This is a genomic window from Candidatus Pelagibacter sp. PS_16, from assembly GCF_059417965.1.
The window spans coordinates 1,236,082-1,253,694 of sequence record NZ_CM182074.1; the positions used below are offsets into that span (position 1 = coordinate 1,236,082).

The window sequence follows — 17,613 nt, forward strand, 5'->3', positions numbered from 1 at the left end:
TTACTGAAATATTTTTTTATATATTTTCATTATTGAGTCTGGAATACAAAATAATTCTACTCTATCTATAACATCAATAAACTCATCTTCATAGGTATCTTCATTTAAAGAAAATATATATGCTTTATACTTTTCATTATTTTCTTTTATCTTATTAATTATAGCTGTTATTGACTCGGGGTTATAAATAATAGCTGTGTTATAATTTTGATTTTTAAAAATTTTATATTCATTACTAAAAAAAACTTTTTTAAAAGTATTTTCTTTAATACAAATAATTTCATCAATCTTTTTTGAAATTATTTTTTTATTTCTATCTGAATTTTTATTTTCAATAAAACTAGTTTTATAATATTTTAGATTAGGTAGAATTTTATTTCTTGTTTTATATTTTTTAATAGAATTGATTATTCTTGGATAACAATATTCATCAATAATTTTACCATTTTCTTTTTCATCATTATAAGTGTTTAAAATAAATTTTCTCAAACCATTGTCTTGAGAATTTAACTTTATGACAGCCTCTGCAGTAGTTCCAGATCCTGCAAAAAAATCTAATATCGTTAAATCTTTTTTTTTATTTGTTAAAATAATTTTCTCCAGAAGCTTTAAGGGTTTTTTTCCATTTTTAAAATTTACACCTCCTTCGTCTCCTAAACCTGTTGTTTTAATGTCTAACCAAATGTCTCCAGGGTGTTGGGTTAAATAATCATCTGCCAGTAGGATCTTTATACGAGGTTGATCTCCCTCTTTATTGTATTCTTTAAGCATTAAATAAAGCTTTTTTTGAGGAGTTATAACTGAAAAAAAATCACCTTTAACTTTTTTTCTTTTTATATCAGCAATTTTTTTTGCCCCGTCAGAAGTTGCAACAGTTCTAATAATTCTCCATGCATTTTTATAGTTAAAATCATCTTGTATATTTTTATCTATTTTTTCTTTTTTATAATACTCAGATAATCTTTTAGTTTTCCATTTTGATAAAATTTTATCAATTTTTATTACATCATTTTTTGATCTATTTTCATTATCTCTAATTTCTTTAACTATATTAATTTCATTTTTTGAGACATTTGTGATGATACCATTGTATTCTCCATCCCATTTTGTCTTAGCAATTTTATCTAAATTAATATTATTAATTCCATTTTTTTTTGCTATGATCAGATATTCCTTTATTTTTGGTATTCTTCCATTCTTAATTACACTTGCCATTTTAACACCAGTAGCCTCCGACATCTTGATACATATAGTTTTTACATTTTGTTCTCCAAATATGTCTTCCATTAAAATTAATAATCTAGGAAACTCTATATCGTCGATAGAAACAAAAATTGACCCATCTTTTTTTAATAAATCTTTAGCTAGAATTAATCTTTTATTTATAAAAGATATCCACTTACTGTGTTTATAGGAATCTTCTCTATCTATAAATTGGTCATTATATAAAAAATCATTATTACCAGTGTTATAAGGTGGGTCGATATAAATTAAATCAACCTTTTCCTTATGAGTATAATTTAATACAGATAGTGCATGATAATTGTCACCTTCTATTAATAAATTTGTTGGTTGAGAAGCATCATTAAAAATTTCTTTATTTTTAATTTCATCTAAAACAGGAATTTCCGTTCTACATTTTTCTACAATAATCTCATTTTTGTCTTCCCAAACTAATCCATATTTTTTAATTTTTTTAATTTTTTTTAATTCTTCTATTAATTCATCTTTAGAAAAAGATTCAAAATTTTTGCTCATTTATTTAATTTATTATTTTTTATAATTATATATAACATTAAAAATGCATATGACTTTGCATAGTACTTGTTTTCTAAAAATGGCGTATTATGAAAGTACTATGTTTAAAAAAGTAAGTAAACACTGGAGAAACAATTAGATGCAGTATTGGTTGATGAAATCAGAACCTGATGTTTGGTCAATTGATCAGCAAAAAAAAGCTGGTGCTAAAGGTGCTCCTTGGGATGGAGTAAGAAATTATCAAGCTGCAAAAAATTTAAGAGCAATGAAAAAAGGAGACCTTTGTTTTTTTTATCACTCAAATATAGGCAAAGAAATTGTTGGTATAGTTGAGGTTATTAAAGAAGCTTTTTTAGATAAAACTGACAAAGATGGACGATTTGTAGCTGTTCAAGTAAAGTTTAAAGAAAAATTAAAGAAAAGTGTAACTCTAGAAGAGGTTAAAAAAACCAAGTCTCTTAGCCATTTATCACTTATTAGACAAAGCAGATTATCTGTTATGCCCATAGACTCTAAAAGCTGGAAAATTTTAAATAAGATGAGTAGTATTTAAATAAAAAAAATTCATGCCTAAAAAAAAATCATTATCAAAAGTAAAAAAAAAAACTTCTAAAAAAACTAAGGCTAAAAAAAAAGTAAAGCCTTTTAAGAAAAAGGTTTTAAAAAAAATAGAAGAAAAAGAATTAATCATAAAAACTAAACCTGAGTGGATAAAAAGTGCTCTAGTAAATAAAGCGAAATATCAAAAAAAATACTCAGACTCGATTAAAAAAAATGATGACTTTTGGAAGAATGAGGGGAAAAGAATTACTTGGATTAAGCCATACAAGAAGATTAAAAATATAAAATACAGTAAAAAAGAGGTTAAAATTAAATGGTATGAGGATGGCACATTAAATGCTTCTGCCAATTGTATAGACCGTCACCTTAAAGATAAAAAAGATAAAACCGCTATTATTTGGGTGGGTGATGATCCAAAAGATACTAAAAAAATTTCGTACAAACAATTACATAATGAAGTTTCTAAAGCTGCAAATGGTTTAAGAAAACTAGGAATTAAAAAAGGTGATCGAGTTACGATTTATTTAACTATGATTCCAGAACTGGCAGTAACAATGCTTGCTTGTGCTAGAATTGGTGCGGTTCACTCTATTATTTTTGGTGGTTTTTCGGCAGACTCTATTTCTGGCAGAGTTAATGACTGTGAGTCAGAATACATAATAACTGCTGATGAAGGGGTTAGAGGTGGAAAAACTATTCCACTAAAACAAATTACAGATGAGGCTTTAAGAAGTTGTCCTAATGTCAAAAAATGTATTGTTGTAAAAAGAACTGGAAATAAAGTTAAATGGGTTAAAGGAAGAGATGTTTGGTTTGACGATTTAATTAAAGATATGTCAACTAAATGTGAGCCTGAGGAAATGAATGCAGAAGATCCTTTATTTATTCTCTACACATCTGGTTCTACTGGAAAACCAAAAGGAGTTTTACATACAACAGGTGGATATATGGTTTATGCATCTATGACCCATCAATATATTTTTAACTATAAACCAAAAGATGTTTATTGGTGTACAGCTGATATTGGTTGGGTAACGGGTCACAGTTATATTGTTTATGGACCACTTGCTAATGGTGCAACAACAATAATGTTTGAAGGAATTCCAACCTACCCTGACAGCTCAAGATGGTGGGAAATCATTGATAAATATAAAGTTAATATTTTTTATACAGCGCCCACTGCTATTAGAGCTTTAATGAGAGAGGGTGATAAACCTGTTAAGAAAACCTCAAGAAAATCTTTGAAACTATTAGGTACTGTTGGTGAACCCATTAATCCTGAAGCTTGGATGTGGTATTATAGAACAGTTGGAAATTCTAAATGTCCAATTGTTGATACATGGTGGCAAACTGAGACAGGTGGAATTTTAATTAGCCCTCAAACAGGAGCTATGAATTTAAAACCTGGTTCTGCAAGTAAACCCTTTTATGGAATTAAGCCCTCTATAGTTGATAAAGATGGTAAAGAAATCAAAGGAGCTGGTGAAGGAAGATTGTGCATTTCTCAATCTTGGCCTGGTCAAATGAGAACTGTTTATGGTGATCATCAAAGATTTATTGATACTTATTTTTCTCAGTTCGATGGAAAATATTTCACAGGTGATGGTGCTAAAAGAGACAATGATGGCTATTACTGGATAACTGGCCGTGTAGATGATGTAATTATTGTCTCTGGTCATAACCTTGGAACTGCCGAGATAGAAAGTGCTTTTGTTGCTCATCCAAAAGTTGCTGAAGCTGCTGTGGTTGGATATCCACATGATATTAAAGGTAACGGCCTATATTGTTATGTAACTCTAAATGTTGGAGAGAAATCAGATTTAGATCTTGAAAGAGATTTAAAGCTTTGGGTAAGAAAACAAATCGGTGCACTAGCGACACCTGACATTATTCATTTCTCACCTGGTCTTCCAAAAACAAGGTCTGGAAAAATTATGAGAAGAATTTTAAGAAAAATTGCAGCTAATGAACATGACCAATTAGGGGATACAACAACTTTAGCAGACCCAAGTGTTGTGCAAAGTTTGGTGGATAATAGAAAAAATATTTAAAATTCTATTAATTTCTCAAATTCTTTTTTAATAATATCCCATTTCAATATCATAGAATTCAATACGATTTTTCGATCTAAAGTTTTAAGCTCTTCAGCTATTGGTGCCCATTTGTATAATGACAAAGCACTAGGATTAAAGGGTAAATCTTTATAATAAATTTCCCAGTTTATATTTTGAAGTCTTTCATTAAAAGTTTTTTTTGCTTCCTCAATAATATCAAGTGGCATCTTATTAGAAATCTCATCATCTAAAATTTTAGAAAAAATCTCTTTAGACTGGTCAACGTTTTGAAAATTAAAGTTAACTTTTAAATAAGAAAACGTAAATAACATCAAATCTTGTAAGGCTACAGAATAAATATTCCATTTGGCAATATTAAGGGAAGACATGAACACATCATTATCAAAGTGAAGAACATACCTTGTTCCCATCCTGGTTTTTAAATAACTATATAAAGTTACTTGTGTTACCCAAGCAGATTTTGTTTGAATAAAGTGTTCAAGCTCATCTAAATTCTTAATTTTTTTCTTTGGAATAAAAGCCCTAAACATGGCAAACAAATAAACTTTAAAATCATCAAACGATATGTCTTTCCAGGAGAGTTTATATTTTTGCATAAAAATTCATATATGCTCATTATACCTTAAAAAGGTAGGTAAATAAGCACCTAATATGAACAATTTTAAGTCTTTTAAAAACTTACAGAATGGTTATGGTTTAGGGTAGTTATAACTAAAAATAGAGAGGTATAAATGTCAAACGCAACAAAACACTGGGAAAAGACTAGATCATTGTTATTCGTAACACTGGCTATTTGGTTTGTTTTCTCAATCGGCATCTTCCTTTTTGCAGCTGAAATGAATGAGGTTACAGGACCTTTCGGTTATCCATGGACATACTGGTTTACATGTCAAGGATCTCTTGGAATTTTTGTAATTTTATGTTTCTGGTTTGCTAATAGGCAAGAGAAAATCGATGAAGAATTCGGCTTCAACGAAAAAGGAGATCAATAATGATTAAAGGTAAATTTATAGACAATTTGCCAAAAGTTTACGGAATCTATACAGGAGGTTTTATAGGTTTCATAATCTTAATGGCAATTGGTGAGCAGATGGGTATGACTGCTAAAGCAATAGGTGTTGCTTTTGTAGCCTTTACAATATTCATCTATGCACTGATCGGTTATCTATCAAGAACAGCTCAAGCAGACGCATATTACGTGGCTGGAAGACAAGTGCCCACTGTATTCAATGGAATGGCGACGGCGGCAGACTGGATGTCTGGTGCTTCATTCGTTGCAATGGCAGGTGGTATTTACTTCAAAGGCTATGGATATATGGCTCTACTTGTCGGTTGGACTGGTGGTTATATATTAGTTGCAACTTTATTAGCACCATACTTAAGAAAATTTGGCTGTTACACAGTTCCAGATTTTGTAGGTACAAGATACGGTGGTAATTTAGCGAGACTATGTGCGGTAATAGTTTTAACTGTTGCTTCATTTACGTATGTGACTGCACAGATAAACGCTACAGGTACTATTGCATCTGTTGCTCTAGATATCGACTTTAAATACGCTGTATATATTGGACTAATAAGTATTTTACTTTGTTCAATGTTAGGGGGTATGAGAGCGGTAACTTGGACACAGGTTGCACAATATATCGTACTAATTATAGCTTACTTGCTTCCAATTTTTTGGATCAGTAACAAAATGGGTGCAGGTTTCTTCCCTCACTTTATGTTAGCTGATGAAGTAGCTAGAATTGGTGAGTTAGAACAACAGTTTGGTTTTGTTAAAAACTCTGCTGCTGATCTAGCAACGGTACCTAAAGGGTTAGCTGGAATAACTAAAGCACACTCTGCAGTAAATGCAACGCCTTGGGCATTTATTTCATTAGCATTGGCGATGATGATGGGAACAGCTTCATTACCGCACGTGATGATGAGATACTTTACTACTCCAAGCGTTAAAGCAGCTAGAAAATCAGTTGGTTGGTCGTTATTCTTTATCTTCCTTCTGTATTCTTCTGCACCAATGTTAGCAACACTATCTAAACTATCGTTGATCGATCCAACACTACCAACAGGTATTATTGGTAAATCATTTGCTGAAGTTCAATCAATAGATTGGTTCCAAAACTGGAATCAAGCAAACTTGATGTTCATCAGTGACTTTAACGGCAATGGAACTCTTGAGTTAAACGAGTTTTTCATGGGTGGTAAAGCGGTTGTGTTAGCAACACCAGAAATAGCTGGATTACCTTATGTAATCTCAGGACTGGTTGCTGCTGGAGGTATGGCTGCTGCCATGTCAACAGCTGATGGTTTGATTCTAGCAATTGCTAATGCGATCTCTCATGATGTTTATTACAAAATGATTGATCCAAAAGCAGAGACTGCAAAAAGACTACTTGTTGCAAGGGTATTACTTGTAGTAATTGGTTTTGCTGGAGCAACTATTGCTGCAATGGAGATCCAAGGTATTTTAGGTTCAGTTATCTGGGCTTTTGACTTTGCGATGTCTGGTTTGTTCTTCCCACTTGTACTAGGTGTATGGTGGAAGAGAGCTAACAAAGAAGGTGCAGTTGCTGGTATGGTTTTAGGTCTTGGTTCTGCTATTTGGTACCTTGTATGGGTAAGAAATGGTGGAAGTGGGTTCTTAGGACTTACTCAGTTAACATTTGGTATCTTCGGAGCAGCTGTTAGTTGTGTATCAATGGTGGTAGTAAGTTTAATGACTTCTGCACCTGATGCTTCAATCCAAAAAATGGTTGATGAAGTTCGTATACCAAGTGGTAAAACTGTCACTGGTAAATAGAGCTTAAATCTTGATTCTAGGGGCGATTAATTTCGCCCCTTTTAATTCAATAAGTTTTCAAATATAAATTTCTAAATGTCTGCCAACTTTCATCCTCTAGTTTATTTTATAGATTATCTACTTGGAGTTATCATGTGGACTTTAATAGGAAGAGTTGCGATGAATATTTTTCAAAAAGAAGATTCTGAATTTTTTTTTATGAAGATATTTGTAAAATATACCAATCCATTAATAAAAATTTTTAAGCCAATAACCCCTTCTTTCATCATAGGACCTCTGATTCCATTATATGTTGCTTGGTTTTTTTATATGATTAGATTTTACTTTATGCCATGGGTCTTAGGTTATTCTGTAATGGGAATGTTATCATTTCCTCTAGAAAGTGAAATTTCTAAACAAATTTATCAATTATTTAATTCAATTAAATTTTAAAAATTGATACTAGTAGAGCTGGCAATCAATGAAAAAAATACAAATATCCCCTTCAATTTTATCTGCTGACTTTAGTCAATTAGGAAATGAAATAAAAAGACTTGAAGAAGGTGGTGCAGATATGATCCATGTGGATGTGATGGATGGTCATTTTGTTCCTAATTTAACCATGGGTCCACCTATCATAAAATCATTAAGAAAATTCACAAAACTACCATTTGATGTTCATTTAATGATTTCACCCGTGCATAAGTATATTAAAGATTATGCAGATGCAGGTGCAGATATTATTACTATACACCCAGAAGCAACTGAAAATTTAGCAGTCTCTATTGACCATATTAAAAGTTTAGGAAAAAAAGTAGGGGTTTCTTTAAATCCAGAAAGTAAAATTAATTTAATAACTGACTTATTAAATGAGATAGATTTAGTTCTAATTATGAGTGTAAACCCTGGATTTGGAGGACAAAAGTTTATGCCAGAAGTTTTAGAAAAAATTAAAGAATTAAAAAAAATAAGAGATCAAAAGAATATAGATTTTGATATCGAGATTGATGGTGGGATTAATTTTGACAATAATAAACTAGCAATAGAAGCTGGAGCAAATATTTTAGTTTCTGGGACAACTATATTTAAAAATAACAATGGAGATATAAAAAAAAATATAGACCTTTTAAAATCAAGTTAGAATAATGATTTTAAACAATTCATTTAGACTTATTAAAAAAAAAATTCGTCACTTTTATTTAAACTCCTATCTATATAATAAAAAAATTACACCCTCTTCTATTGAGTTACTAGAATATCAGCCAAGCCCTAGCTTGTTAGATGGCCTTATAAAATATGATAAAAAAAAGATTAACATAGAAAATTATTCGTTAAATGAAATTTGGGATAATCCAAATTTAAAAGAAAAAGACCAACAAAATTTAAACAGTTTTTTTTGGCTATTTAGCCTAGATCTTAGATCTTCAAAAAAAGATACTCAAAATGTCATTAATCAATGGATTAATACAAATGACAGGTACAACTCTAAAAATTGGAAAATTGATATAATTGGAAAAAGAATAATAGCTTGGATTTCAAATTCTAGGCTTACCTATGAAGATGGCAATATAGATTATAAAGACAAGTTTAACGGCACTATAAAGAAGCAGATCAATCACCTTATTAATGAAATTGAAGTCTCTGAATTAATCGATAATAAAATTATAGGCTGTGCAGCTATCATTTTAACTGGTCTATCGTACCCTCAAAATAATAATTATTTAAATATTGGGTTAAGTTTAGTAAAAAAATTAGCCAAATATTCATTGGATAATGATGGCTTTCCAAAATCAAGGAATATTAGACAGTTAAGTTTTTACTTAAAATATTTTATATTAATTAGGGAATGGTTCAAAGAATCTCAAAATGAAATACCAGATTTTATAAATGAAAATATATATTATTTAGGTCAGGCTTACGCTTTTATTTGGCAAAACAATAAAATAGATTTTCTCTTTAATGGTAATCATAAAACAAATAACCATAATTTTGACCTTTATTTAAAAAGACTTGGATATAATTTTAAAAATCAAAATAATGAGCTGGGTGGCTATGTTGTCCTTAATAATAAAAAAAATTCTTTAATAATGGATATTGGATCGAGCCCAAATAAAAAATTATCTTCAGATTATCAAGCTGGTGCTTTATCTTTTGAGATTATATCAAATAATAAAAAATTAATTAGTAATTGTGGTTATTTTCAAAAAATTGATCATCAATTAAATGAGATATCTAAGTCAAGCGCAGTCCATAGCACACTAATTTTAGATGATAAATCCTCTTGTAATTTTAACAAAGTAAGAGGTAAAAAATCTAAAATTAATCAAGAATTAAGAATATTAAAAAAAAAAGTAGTATTTGAAAAAAATTATTGGAAAATTAATGCTTCTCATGATGGCTATTCAAAACCACTTGGTATTGTTCATGATCGAGAAATAGAATTTTACCCAGAACAATTAAAATTCATTGGCCATGATAAAATTATTTCTAACAAGGGTATTAAAAACTTAAAATTTGATATTAGATTTCATTTGGAGCCAAATATTCGATTAATGAAAACTCAAGATGAAAAATCAATACTTATTGATCTTGATGGAGAAGGTTGGAAATTTAGCTCAGAAAATTCTAAGATAAATATTGAAGAAGGGTTATATTTTGGAGAAAAAAATTCTTTTACAAATAATCAAAATATATTTATTTCAGGAATGACTAATGAAGAAAATCAAACTATAAGATGGGAAATCACAAAATTATAATGAAAAAAATAAAAAAAGCTCTTATTTCAGTATCTGATAAAAAAGATTTAGGCAGTCTTTTAAGAGTTTTAGCGAAATACAAAATTGAATTAATTAGCTCTGGAGGCACCTTTAAAGAAATAAAGAAACTTAAATTTAAATGCCAAGAAGTTTCAGAGTATACTGGTTCACCAGAAATTCTTGGTGGAAGAGTTAAAACGCTACACCCAAAAATTCATGCTGGTATATTAAGTAAAAGAAACGACAAATCTCACACTAAAGAACTAAAAGCTAATCAATATGATGAAATTGACCTTGTTATTGTTAACTTTTATCCTTTTGAAAAAACTTTAGATCAAACAACCAATCATTCAAAAATAATAGAGAATATTGATGTTGGAGGTCCCACTATGGTTAGGGCAGCTGCCAAAAACTATAACGATGTTACTGTTATTACATCCTCAGATCAATATGAAACCTTAATTAATGAATTAGAAAATAATAAGGGATCAACATCTATTGAATTTAGAGAAAAGATGTCTTTAGAGGCCTTTTCTGAAACAGCTTATTATGATGCTGTAATTTCTAACTATTTTAATAAAATTAAAAAAAACAATTTTCCCAAAAAAAAAATTATTTATGGAAATTTAATTGAAAAATTAAGATACGGTGAAAATCCACATCAAGAAGCTGCAATTTATTCTAAAACTCAAAATCTTAATATTAAACAAATTCATGGTAAGCAGTTAAGTTATAATAATTATAATGATATTTTTTCTGCATTAACAATATCAAAATCTTTACCAAAAAACTCTGGAACCGTTATAGTTAAACACGCTAATCCTTGTGGTGTTTCGATTAATAAAAATAGTTTGAAAAGTTATAAATTGGCTCTTGCTTCTGATCCAGTTAGCGCTTTTGGAGGAATAGTTTCTTGTAATTTCAAAATAAATAAAACTCTAGCATTGGAGCTTAATAAAATTTTCTTAGAGGTTATCATTGCTAATGGTTTTCAAGCTGATGCTTTAAAAATTTTAAAAAAGAAAAAAAATATAAGAATTATTGATGCATCAGAATTTATGATGAAAGATTTAATTAGATTTGGCTCTGTGAATGAATCTATATTAACACAATCTGAGGATTTAAAAGTTTTTGAACCTAAAGATTTCAAAGTTGTTTCAAAACTAATACCAAATAAATCTCAATTAAAAAATTTAATTTTTGCATTTAATGTTTGTAGATATGTAAAATCAAATGCAATTGTTCTTGCAAGCCAAGAAGCAACCGTTGGTATTGGCTCAGGGCAACCTAGTAGACTTGATAGCTGTCAAATTGCTATAGATAAAATGAATAAATTTCAAAACTTAAAAGAAGATATTGTGGCAGCCTCTGATGCATTTTTTCCATTTGTTGATGGTATTGAAAAATTAGTACAATCAGGAGTTTCAGCTGTAATACAGCCTTCTGGATCAATTAGAGATAAGGAGATAATAAAATTTGCAAACCAAACTGGTACTATTTTAGTTTTCTCTAAAACAAGACATTTTAGACATTAAAAATTTGATCAATTTTTGCTGCTAAAATAAAATCATTTTCTGACAATCCTTCAATAGCATGAGTAGTAATTATAATTTTAGCATATCCCCAACCAAAAGAAATATCTGGATGATGATTTTCATTTTCAGATATTTCACCAACTTTATTTATAAAATTTTGACTATTAACAAAATTCTTAAAAATAAAATTTTTCTCTAAAAAATATATTTCTTTTGTATTTTTTTTAACATCCCAACCATCAACTTTTTTTTGATATTTATGAATTTCACTAATATCAAAAGGTAAAATTCCACCCTCACATGGTACACATTTTTTATTAAGTAAATCACTCATTGATTAATATGTTTTAAAATTTTGGAGCGGGTCAAGGGAATCGAACCCTCTACCTAATCGTTGGCAACGATTCGCTCTACCAATGAGCTAGACCCGCTTATAAAAGACACTATAAATAGATGGTTTTTTTAGTTCAATCAATAATAAAGTGTTTCATTGGTATATAGATTTTCAAAAATTTGCTAAAAGAAAGAATGAAAAAACAAGATTTACCAAAAACTATCCCTGTATTTCCATTAAGTAACTTTATTATATTTCCTCATACAACAGTTCCATTAAATATATTTGAACCAAGATATATTGAAATGATTAATGATAGTATGAAAACAAACAAGATGATTGGTTTGATTCAACCAAAAAATAATGATGATAGTTCAATCCCTGGTCTTCATAAGGTTGGCTGTTTAGGTAAAATAACCAATTTTAAAGATACATCAGATGGCAGATATATGATTGATCTAAATGGTATAACGCGGTTTGAAGTAACTAAAGAAATTAAAAGTTCAAAACCTTATCGTATTTGCGAAACTACTTATGATAATTTTGAGCTAGATTTAACTTCTGAAAAAAAGAAATTAAAACTTTCTGATCTAGAGCCAATATTTAAAGATTTAAAATTATTATTTGAAAAAAAAGGATATATTATAAATTGGAAATCTTTAGAGAAACAAGATTTGAATGAAACGATAAATGCTCTAGCAATGGCATCTCCTTTTTCACTAGAAGAGAAACAAATTTTATTAGAAAGTAAGAATTTAGAAGCAAGAAAAGATAAAATTTCTGAAATACTGAGTACTTACAGTTTTGATGATTTTCACAATACAACTATTCAGTAGACTTAAAAATTTATTCCTACATCAGCTAGTTTAATAAAATAATTATTTAGATTTTTATTTTTTCCAATGTTTTTAATAATTTTGCTAAAGCTTTTATTTTGAACTTTTTTATCTAAATTGAATGATTCATAAATTAAGTCTATGGCTTTAGAAAAAACAAAGTTTTTATCCTTCGTTTTTTTTTCAAATTCATCAAATATTTGTGAATCTAATTGCATACCCAATTCAATTTTGTCTTCAATAATTTTAGTTAGAATTCTAAGATCTCGTATTGTCATATTAAATCCCTGTCCTGCTAATGGGTGCACTCTGTGAAGCATGTCTCCAAAAGCTAAGATATTTTTATGATAATAGTTTCTTAAATTTGAAGAACTCAACTCAAAACTATTTAATTTATCAATTTTGTTAATTAGATATTTGGGGTTATTTTTATTAATTAAATCTATTACATCGCTATTATCAAATTTTTTATTCTTAATATCCATTGAGTATACTACAGATGTTTCGGTGCTAGAGATTGGTAAAAATGCAATTGGACCTTGCTTTGTAAAAATTTGAGTTGCTGTATTATTCTCTATTTTTTTATGTTTTAAAATAGTGGTATAAGCAAGATTATAATAATTTTTACTAATTTTTTTTGTAAAGTACTTTTTCGCTAAAAAATTATTTGCATCACAATTTATTATTAAATCATATCCTTTTTTATTTAAAAACTCCTCATTTATATTTTTGCTTAATATTATTTTTTTAAAAAATTTATTTTTAATAAGGTTACTATTTAACGATTTTAGAAGCTCATCATTTTTTATAATATAAAATAGATCATTTTTATCATTTTCAAATTTTAATAAATTTTCTGTATCAATTTTATCAGTATAAATTTCTATTCTATTTATTTTCCAGTAATTATTTTTTGAAATTTGAAAAATTTTTTCTTTGAAAAATTCAAAATTACTTTTGGATATTCCTATTGTTCTATTGGAGGAAAAATTACTATTTTTACTCTTATAATAATAATGAACATTTATTTTTTTATTTATAAGGCTTTTAGCTAAAGATAGAGCAGTTAGACCTTCACCAATAATACAAACATTCATAATAATTTTAATTTTAACAATAAAAATTAGATGATACAAAGTGATTAATTAGACTCATTTATTTATGGAATTTAAAAAATTAGCCAACAATACAATTAATTTCGGTATAAACAGAATTATAGAAACTGCTGGAATTGCTTTTGTTATAATTGGTCTTCTTTTGTTGGTTTCCCTTGCAACTTTTTCTCCCGATGACCCTAATTTTATTTTCCCAGATAATACAGAAATTAAAAATTTGCTTGGTTTTAATGGAAGTTACACAGCTGATCTTTTTTTTCAAACCTTTGGACTCATTTCTTTATTAATTCCATTTACGCTCATATTTTCTGGCATAAATATAGTTCTGAATAAGAAAATTTTTTTGATATTTGAAAGTATTTTTTATTCAGTTCTTTATTCTTCATTTGGTTCTCTATTTTTTTCTTTTTTTTACCCTGCTGCCTTCAACCTTTATATTAATGGAAATGGTGGTTTTATTGGAAAATATTTAGAAACAACTTTTTTAACTTCTTTAATTAATATTAATTCTCAAATTTCTTATTACTTTTTAATTTTAATTATTTTAATTTTATTTTTAATTAGTATCCATTTTAAAGTTATTTATTTTTATAAATTAATAAAAAAACTTTTTAAATTAATCTTTATAAAAAAAGAAAAAAATTATACTAATGAAAATGAGATAATTAGTGAATTTATACCACAAGAAGAAATTACAAATTTAATTCAAGAAGATTTGCCTTTTATAAAAAGTGAAAGTAAATCTCCTAGTAAAAAAATTCGCTTCAAACTACCTACTATCGACTTACTTAAAATCCCAACACAAAAAGATAGGGAAAAACTAAAAGATGAAGATTATATTGATAGTGAATTTTTAGAAAAAATCTTGTTAGATTTTGGAGTTAGTGGGGATATAAAGAAGGTTAGTCATGGCCCTGTAGTAACACTAAATGAATTTGAGCCAGCAGCAGGTGTTAAAGTATCAAAAATTATCAATCTCTCAGATGATATTGCTCGAAATACTAGCTCTGAATCTGCAAGAATTGCTACTATTCCTGGACGTAGCACCATCGGTATAGAGCTTCCAAATTCTAGTCGTGAGAATGTTTATTTAAGTGAAATACTCTCTAACTCTGATTTTAATAGAAAAGATATTCGATTACCAATTGCACTTGGTAAGAACATTTCTGGTGTTCCTATTGTTGGAGACTTAGCTTCTATGCCTCATTTATTAATTGCTGGAACCACTGGATCAGGTAAATCTGTTTGTATAAATACTATTATCTTGTCTTTACTCTACAGGCACACGCCAGACAAATGTAAGTTCATACTAATCGATCCTAAAATGCTTGAACTATCAACCTACGAAGGCATACCTCACTTATTATGTCCCGTCATTACTGAGGCAAAAAAAGCTGCTTCTGTCTTAGGTTGGGTTGTTAAAGAGATGGAAAATAGATACCGACTTATGACCAAAGAAGGAGTTCGTAATATTGATGGCTATAATGCTAAGCATACTTTGGCTATGCCCTATATTGTTGTTGTAGTAGATGAAATGTCTGACCTAATGCTTGTTGCTGGTAAAGAAATAGAAAATTATATTCAAAAATTATCACAAATGGCAAGAGCTGCTGGAATTCACATTATAATGGCCACACAAAGACCAAGTGTTGATGTTATTACAGGAACTATTAAAGCAAATTTTCCAACCAGAATATCTTTTCAGGTAACCTCAAAAATAGATAGTAGAACAATTTTAGGAGAACAAGGTGCAGAGCAACTACTTGGCAAGGGAGATATGCTTTATATGTCTTCAGCAAATAGGATCGTTAGAATTCATGCTCCATTTGTATCTGAAACTGAAATTGAAAAAGTTAATAATTATTTAAGAAGTCAAGCAGAGCCAGATTATATAGATGAAATCTTAAATTTTGCTGATGAGAAAGAATTGAGTGGAGAAGCTTCTGGCTCAGGGGATAAAGATGAGTTGTACCAGGCTGCACTTGATATTATTAGATCTGAGGGCAAAGCATCTACCTCGTTTTTACAAAGAAAATTACAAATAGGGTATAATAGAGCTGCAAGAATTATTGATATGATGGAAGCTGACGGGGTTGTGAGTAAAGCTAATCATGTTGGTAAAAGAGATGTGCTTTAATGCGTAAAGTAATAATCATTTTATTTTTATTTAGTTTTTACCTTCCAGCCAACTCATCACCAAAAGATAAAATAATTTCGCAAATGAAACTTACAAATAATTTAAGTTTCAATTTTATACAAACAATTAATGATAAAAGTGAAGATGGAAAATGTATCATTGAATATCCTAAAAAAATTTTTTGTGATTACATTAATCCTAATAAAAAGAATTTAGTATCAAATGGAAAATCTTTAGTTATTAAAACCAGTAACAAGGGAAGCTATTATCGTTACCCACTTAACAAAACTCCTTTAGAATTTTTACTAGATAAAGAATATCTAATTTCTAAGATAGAAAAACTGGAGCCAAGGGATATTGACAATAAGTATTTAAATTTTAAAATTTTTGAGAATAATAATGAAATTAATATTTTTTTTGATAAGAAAGATTTAAATTTAATTGGATGGCAAACTGAAGATATTTATCAAAATTTATCAATAACATTTATTTCTTCTATCAAAAAAAACCAAGAGATAGATGGAAATATTTTTAAATTACCTGAAAATAATTAATCATCTAATTAAGGTTTCAGACTTAAAATTTTTCATACCTCTAGCTAGGTAATTTTTTAACGCATTTTTGTGATCGAGAGAACAAGTGTGAAGCCAAACTCTTACACCACCCATATTAAATGAGCACTTAATTGCTTCACTTAATAAATATCCTCCTAATTTTTTTCCAAAATATTCTTCTAAAATTCCAAAATAAGCAATTTCAGCTTCTTTGCTTTGTTTATTAAATAAGAGTTCAAAATAGCCAGCTATTTCACCTTTATCTTTAAGAATGTATGTAAATAACTGGTCATTAGAAATATAATCTGTCCATTTTAAGTCTGTCCAAATAAGTCTATCAACCCATTGACAATTCTTACCAATAGATTTGTAAAAAAATTTATTTAATTGAAAGTCTTTTGGTTCTACAAGCTCCACGGAGTAATTCTCTGCAGGCCTCTTAACTTCTTTTAATTCTTCTAGAGATCTTATCTCTAAATAATTTCGGAAAATTTTTTCTGTCACTCAACCATTTTTCCAACTTTTTCTCCTCCAAATAAATGGAAGTGTAAATGTGGAACCTCTTGACCGCCATCTTCACTCAAATTTGTTAAAGCTCTATAACCTTTACCCGTGTCTGTTGAAATATTTAATATTTTCGAAACTTCTGTAATAGCTTTACTTAACGCAACGATCTCTTGATCTGAAGCTCTAGCATTAAAATCATCTAAATCAATGTACTCACCTTTTGGAACAACTAATGCATGTATTTTTTTTTGAGGACTTATATCATGAAAAGAAAGAACATGTTCATTTTCAAATATTTTTTTACAAGGAATTTCTTTTCTCAAAATTTTTGCAAAAATATTATTTTTGTCGTAACTCATTATCTATTATTCTTTTCTTCAATACCAGATTGTTTTTTTCTGTCTTCCAACTCTTTTAAGACGTCTTCAAACTTAATATCGGCTGCCTCAAGTGTAACTAATATATGATATATTGTATCTGCTGCTTCATGAACTATATTAGATTTATCATTTAGGGCCTCTTTTAGTTCATCAAATTCTTCTTCCATTTTATCTATACATTTTGACAGGCCACCTGATAATAATGATGAAGTATAAGACTTATCTTCATCCTTATTTTTTCTGTCTCTAATTGTATTTACTAAATTTAATAAATTTTCTGACATCT

Annotated in this window: 18 protein-coding genes and 1 tRNA gene; 11 read left to right on the top strand and 8 right to left on the bottom strand. The window is 28.7% G+C overall.

Annotation, left to right across the window (positions count from 1 at the left end):
- Complete coding sequence (locus AC5SL0_RS06530) at positions 1-1,758, bottom strand: site-specific DNA-methyltransferase (protein WP_494618161.1); 1,758 nt, start codon at positions 1,756-1,758, stop codon at positions 1-3.
- 139 nt (positions 1,759-1,897) lie between these two features.
- On the opposite strand from AC5SL0_RS06530, the gene AC5SL0_RS06535 reads away from it, so the two are divergent.
- Both AC5SL0_RS06535 and acs read left to right on the top strand, forming a co-directional pair.
- Positions 1,898-2,311, top strand: coding sequence for an EVE domain-containing protein (locus tag AC5SL0_RS06535; protein ID WP_018413663.1), 414 nt, complete (start codon positions 1,898-1,900; stop codon positions 2,309-2,311).
- A gap of 13 nt (positions 2,312-2,324) precedes the next feature.
- Complete coding sequence (gene acs / locus AC5SL0_RS06540; RefSeq protein ID WP_494618162.1) at positions 2,325-4,370, top strand: acetate--CoA ligase; 2,046 nt, start codon at positions 2,325-2,327, stop codon at positions 4,368-4,370.
- Here the strand turns inward: acs and AC5SL0_RS06545 are convergent.
- Complete coding sequence (locus AC5SL0_RS06545; protein WP_018413665.1) at positions 4,367-4,990, bottom strand: hypothetical protein; 624 nt, start codon at positions 4,988-4,990, stop codon at positions 4,367-4,369. The two genes, acs and AC5SL0_RS06545, sit on opposite strands and share 4 nt — an antisense overlap.
- Positions 4,991-5,125: 135 nt before the next feature.
- Between AC5SL0_RS06545 and AC5SL0_RS06550 the strand changes: the two genes are divergently transcribed.
- The 6 genes from AC5SL0_RS06550 (at position 5,126) to purH (ending at position 11,464) form a co-directional block, all read left to right on the top strand.
- Positions 5,126-5,386, top strand: coding sequence for a DUF4212 domain-containing protein (locus AC5SL0_RS06550; RefSeq protein ID WP_018413666.1), 261 nt, complete (start codon positions 5,126-5,128; stop codon positions 5,384-5,386).
- Positions 5,386-7,194: a sodium:solute symporter family protein gene (locus tag AC5SL0_RS06555; protein WP_494618163.1), complete on the top strand. Its 1,809-nt coding sequence runs from the start codon at positions 5,386-5,388 to the stop codon at positions 7,192-7,194. Before AC5SL0_RS06550 ends, AC5SL0_RS06555 begins: the two co-directional genes overlap by 1 nt.
- Before the next feature lie 75 nt (positions 7,195-7,269).
- On the top strand, positions 7,270-7,626 hold the full coding sequence (locus tag AC5SL0_RS06560) for a hypothetical protein (protein WP_018413668.1): 357 nt from the start codon (positions 7,270-7,272) through the stop codon (positions 7,624-7,626).
- 28 nt (positions 7,627-7,654) lie between these two features.
- On the top strand, positions 7,655-8,314 hold the full coding sequence (gene rpe, locus AC5SL0_RS06565; RefSeq protein ID WP_018413669.1) for a ribulose-phosphate 3-epimerase: 660 nt from the start codon (positions 7,655-7,657) through the stop codon (positions 8,312-8,314).
- 4 nt (positions 8,315-8,318) lie between these two features.
- Positions 8,319-9,929 (top strand): heparinase II/III family protein, encoded by a 1,611-nt coding sequence (locus AC5SL0_RS06570; protein WP_494618164.1) that lies wholly within the window; start codon positions 8,319-8,321, stop codon positions 9,927-9,929.
- Positions 9,908-11,464, top strand: coding sequence for a bifunctional phosphoribosylaminoimidazolecarboxamide formyltransferase/IMP cyclohydrolase (gene purH, locus AC5SL0_RS06575; RefSeq protein WP_494618165.1), 1,557 nt, complete (start codon positions 9,908-9,910; stop codon positions 11,462-11,464). Before AC5SL0_RS06570 ends, purH begins: the two co-directional genes overlap by 22 nt.
- Here purH and AC5SL0_RS06580 read toward each other — a convergent pair.
- Together AC5SL0_RS06580 and AC5SL0_RS06585 are read right to left on the bottom strand one after the other, a co-directional pair.
- Positions 11,454-11,798, bottom strand: coding sequence for a 4a-hydroxytetrahydrobiopterin dehydratase (locus tag AC5SL0_RS06580; protein ID WP_006997586.1), 345 nt, complete (start codon positions 11,796-11,798; stop codon positions 11,454-11,456). The two genes, purH and AC5SL0_RS06580, sit on opposite strands and share 11 nt — an antisense overlap.
- Positions 11,799-11,820: 22 nt before the next feature.
- Positions 11,821-11,895: transfer RNA gene (locus tag AC5SL0_RS06585), tRNA-Gly, on the bottom strand.
- 97 nt (positions 11,896-11,992) lie between these two features.
- Between AC5SL0_RS06585 and AC5SL0_RS06590 the strand changes: the two genes are divergently transcribed.
- Positions 11,993-12,634, top strand: coding sequence for an LON peptidase substrate-binding domain-containing protein (locus AC5SL0_RS06590; protein ID WP_006997585.1), 642 nt, complete (start codon positions 11,993-11,995; stop codon positions 12,632-12,634).
- Between the two features lie 2 nt (positions 12,635-12,636).
- Here the strand turns inward: AC5SL0_RS06590 and AC5SL0_RS06595 are convergent, their stop codons facing one another.
- The gene (locus tag AC5SL0_RS06595) at positions 12,637-13,731 is read right to left on the bottom strand and encodes an FAD-dependent monooxygenase (protein WP_230454316.1); all 1,095 of its coding nucleotides are present in this window, start codon (positions 13,729-13,731) and stop codon (positions 12,637-12,639) included.
- Between the two features lie 64 nt (positions 13,732-13,795).
- Here AC5SL0_RS06595 and AC5SL0_RS06600 point away from each other — a divergent pair, with 64 nt between their 5' ends.
- Positions 13,796-15,886 carry an FtsK/SpoIIIE family DNA translocase gene (locus AC5SL0_RS06600; RefSeq protein ID WP_494618167.1) on the top strand — a complete coding sequence of 697 codons (2,091 nt, stop codon included), beginning with the start codon at positions 13,796-13,798 and terminating at the stop codon, positions 15,884-15,886.
- Positions 15,886-16,440 carry a LolA family protein gene (locus AC5SL0_RS06605; protein WP_494618168.1) on the top strand — a complete coding sequence of 185 codons (555 nt, stop codon included), beginning with the start codon at positions 15,886-15,888 and terminating at the stop codon, positions 16,438-16,440. Before AC5SL0_RS06600 ends, AC5SL0_RS06605 begins: the two co-directional genes overlap by 1 nt.
- Here AC5SL0_RS06605 and AC5SL0_RS06610 read toward each other — a convergent pair whose 3' ends face one another.
- From AC5SL0_RS06610 to hisE, 3 genes are read right to left on the bottom strand one after another with little or no spacing between them, the layout of a single operon-like run.
- Positions 16,441-16,944, bottom strand: a complete 504-nt coding sequence (locus AC5SL0_RS06610) for a GNAT family N-acetyltransferase (RefSeq protein ID WP_494618169.1) — start codon at positions 16,942-16,944, stop codon at positions 16,441-16,443. It abuts the gene before it with no gap.
- Positions 16,941-17,306, bottom strand: coding sequence for an HIT domain-containing protein (locus AC5SL0_RS06615; RefSeq protein ID WP_494618170.1), 366 nt, complete (start codon positions 17,304-17,306; stop codon positions 16,941-16,943). Before AC5SL0_RS06615 ends, AC5SL0_RS06610 begins: the two co-directional genes overlap by 4 nt.
- Positions 17,306-17,611: a phosphoribosyl-ATP diphosphatase gene (gene hisE / locus AC5SL0_RS06620; RefSeq protein WP_018413682.1), complete on the bottom strand. Its 306-nt coding sequence runs from the start codon at positions 17,609-17,611 to the stop codon at positions 17,306-17,308. Before hisE ends, AC5SL0_RS06615 begins: the two co-directional genes overlap by 1 nt.
- Positions 17,612-17,613: the final 2 nt, after the last annotated feature.

What these genes read in the sequence shown, in the direction of transcription:
- AC5SL0_RS06535 (WP_018413663.1), top strand. Translation starts at nt 1,898, where the DNA reads ATGCAGTATTGGTTGATGAAATCAGAACCTGATGTTTGGTCAATTGAT.
- purH (WP_494618165.1), top strand. Translation starts at nt 9,908, where the DNA reads ATGGGAAATCACAAAATTATAATGAAAAAAATAAAAAAAGCTCTTATT.
- AC5SL0_RS06555 (WP_494618163.1), top strand. Translation starts at nt 5,386, where the DNA reads ATGATTAAAGGTAAATTTATAGACAATTTGCCAAAAGTTTACGGAATC.
- AC5SL0_RS06595 (WP_230454316.1), bottom strand. Translation starts at nt 13,731, where the DNA reads ATGAATGTTTGTATTATTGGTGAAGGTCTAACTGCTCTATCTTTAGCT.
- AC5SL0_RS06580 (WP_006997586.1), bottom strand. Translation starts at nt 11,798, where the DNA reads ATGAGTGATTTACTTAATAAAAAATGTGTACCATGTGAGGGTGGAATT.
- acs (WP_494618162.1), top strand. Translation starts at nt 2,325, where the DNA reads ATGCCTAAAAAAAAATCATTATCAAAAGTAAAAAAAAAAACTTCTAAA.
- hisE (WP_018413682.1), bottom strand. Translation starts at nt 17,611, where the DNA reads ATGTCAGAAAATTTATTAAATTTAGTAAATACAATTAGAGACAGAAAA.
- AC5SL0_RS06560 (WP_018413668.1), top strand. Translation starts at nt 7,270, where the DNA reads ATGTCTGCCAACTTTCATCCTCTAGTTTATTTTATAGATTATCTACTT.
- AC5SL0_RS06615 (WP_494618170.1), bottom strand. Translation starts at nt 17,306, where the DNA reads ATGAGTTACGACAAAAATAATATTTTTGCAAAAATTTTGAGAAAAGAA.
- AC5SL0_RS06600 (WP_494618167.1), top strand. Translation starts at nt 13,796, where the DNA reads ATGGAATTTAAAAAATTAGCCAACAATACAATTAATTTCGGTATAAAC.
- AC5SL0_RS06590 (WP_006997585.1), top strand. Translation starts at nt 11,993, where the DNA reads ATGAAAAAACAAGATTTACCAAAAACTATCCCTGTATTTCCATTAAGT.
- AC5SL0_RS06550 (WP_018413666.1), top strand. Translation starts at nt 5,126, where the DNA reads ATGTCAAACGCAACAAAACACTGGGAAAAGACTAGATCATTGTTATTC.
- rpe (WP_018413669.1), top strand. Translation starts at nt 7,655, where the DNA reads ATGAAAAAAATACAAATATCCCCTTCAATTTTATCTGCTGACTTTAGT.
- AC5SL0_RS06545 (WP_018413665.1), bottom strand. Translation starts at nt 4,990, where the DNA reads ATGCAAAAATATAAACTCTCCTGGAAAGACATATCGTTTGATGATTTT.
- AC5SL0_RS06530 (WP_494618161.1), bottom strand. Translation starts at nt 1,758, where the DNA reads ATGAGCAAAAATTTTGAATCTTTTTCTAAAGATGAATTAATAGAAGAA.
- AC5SL0_RS06570 (WP_494618164.1), top strand. Translation starts at nt 8,319, where the DNA reads ATGATTTTAAACAATTCATTTAGACTTATTAAAAAAAAAATTCGTCAC.
- AC5SL0_RS06605 (WP_494618168.1), top strand. Translation starts at nt 15,886, where the DNA reads ATGCGTAAAGTAATAATCATTTTATTTTTATTTAGTTTTTACCTTCCA.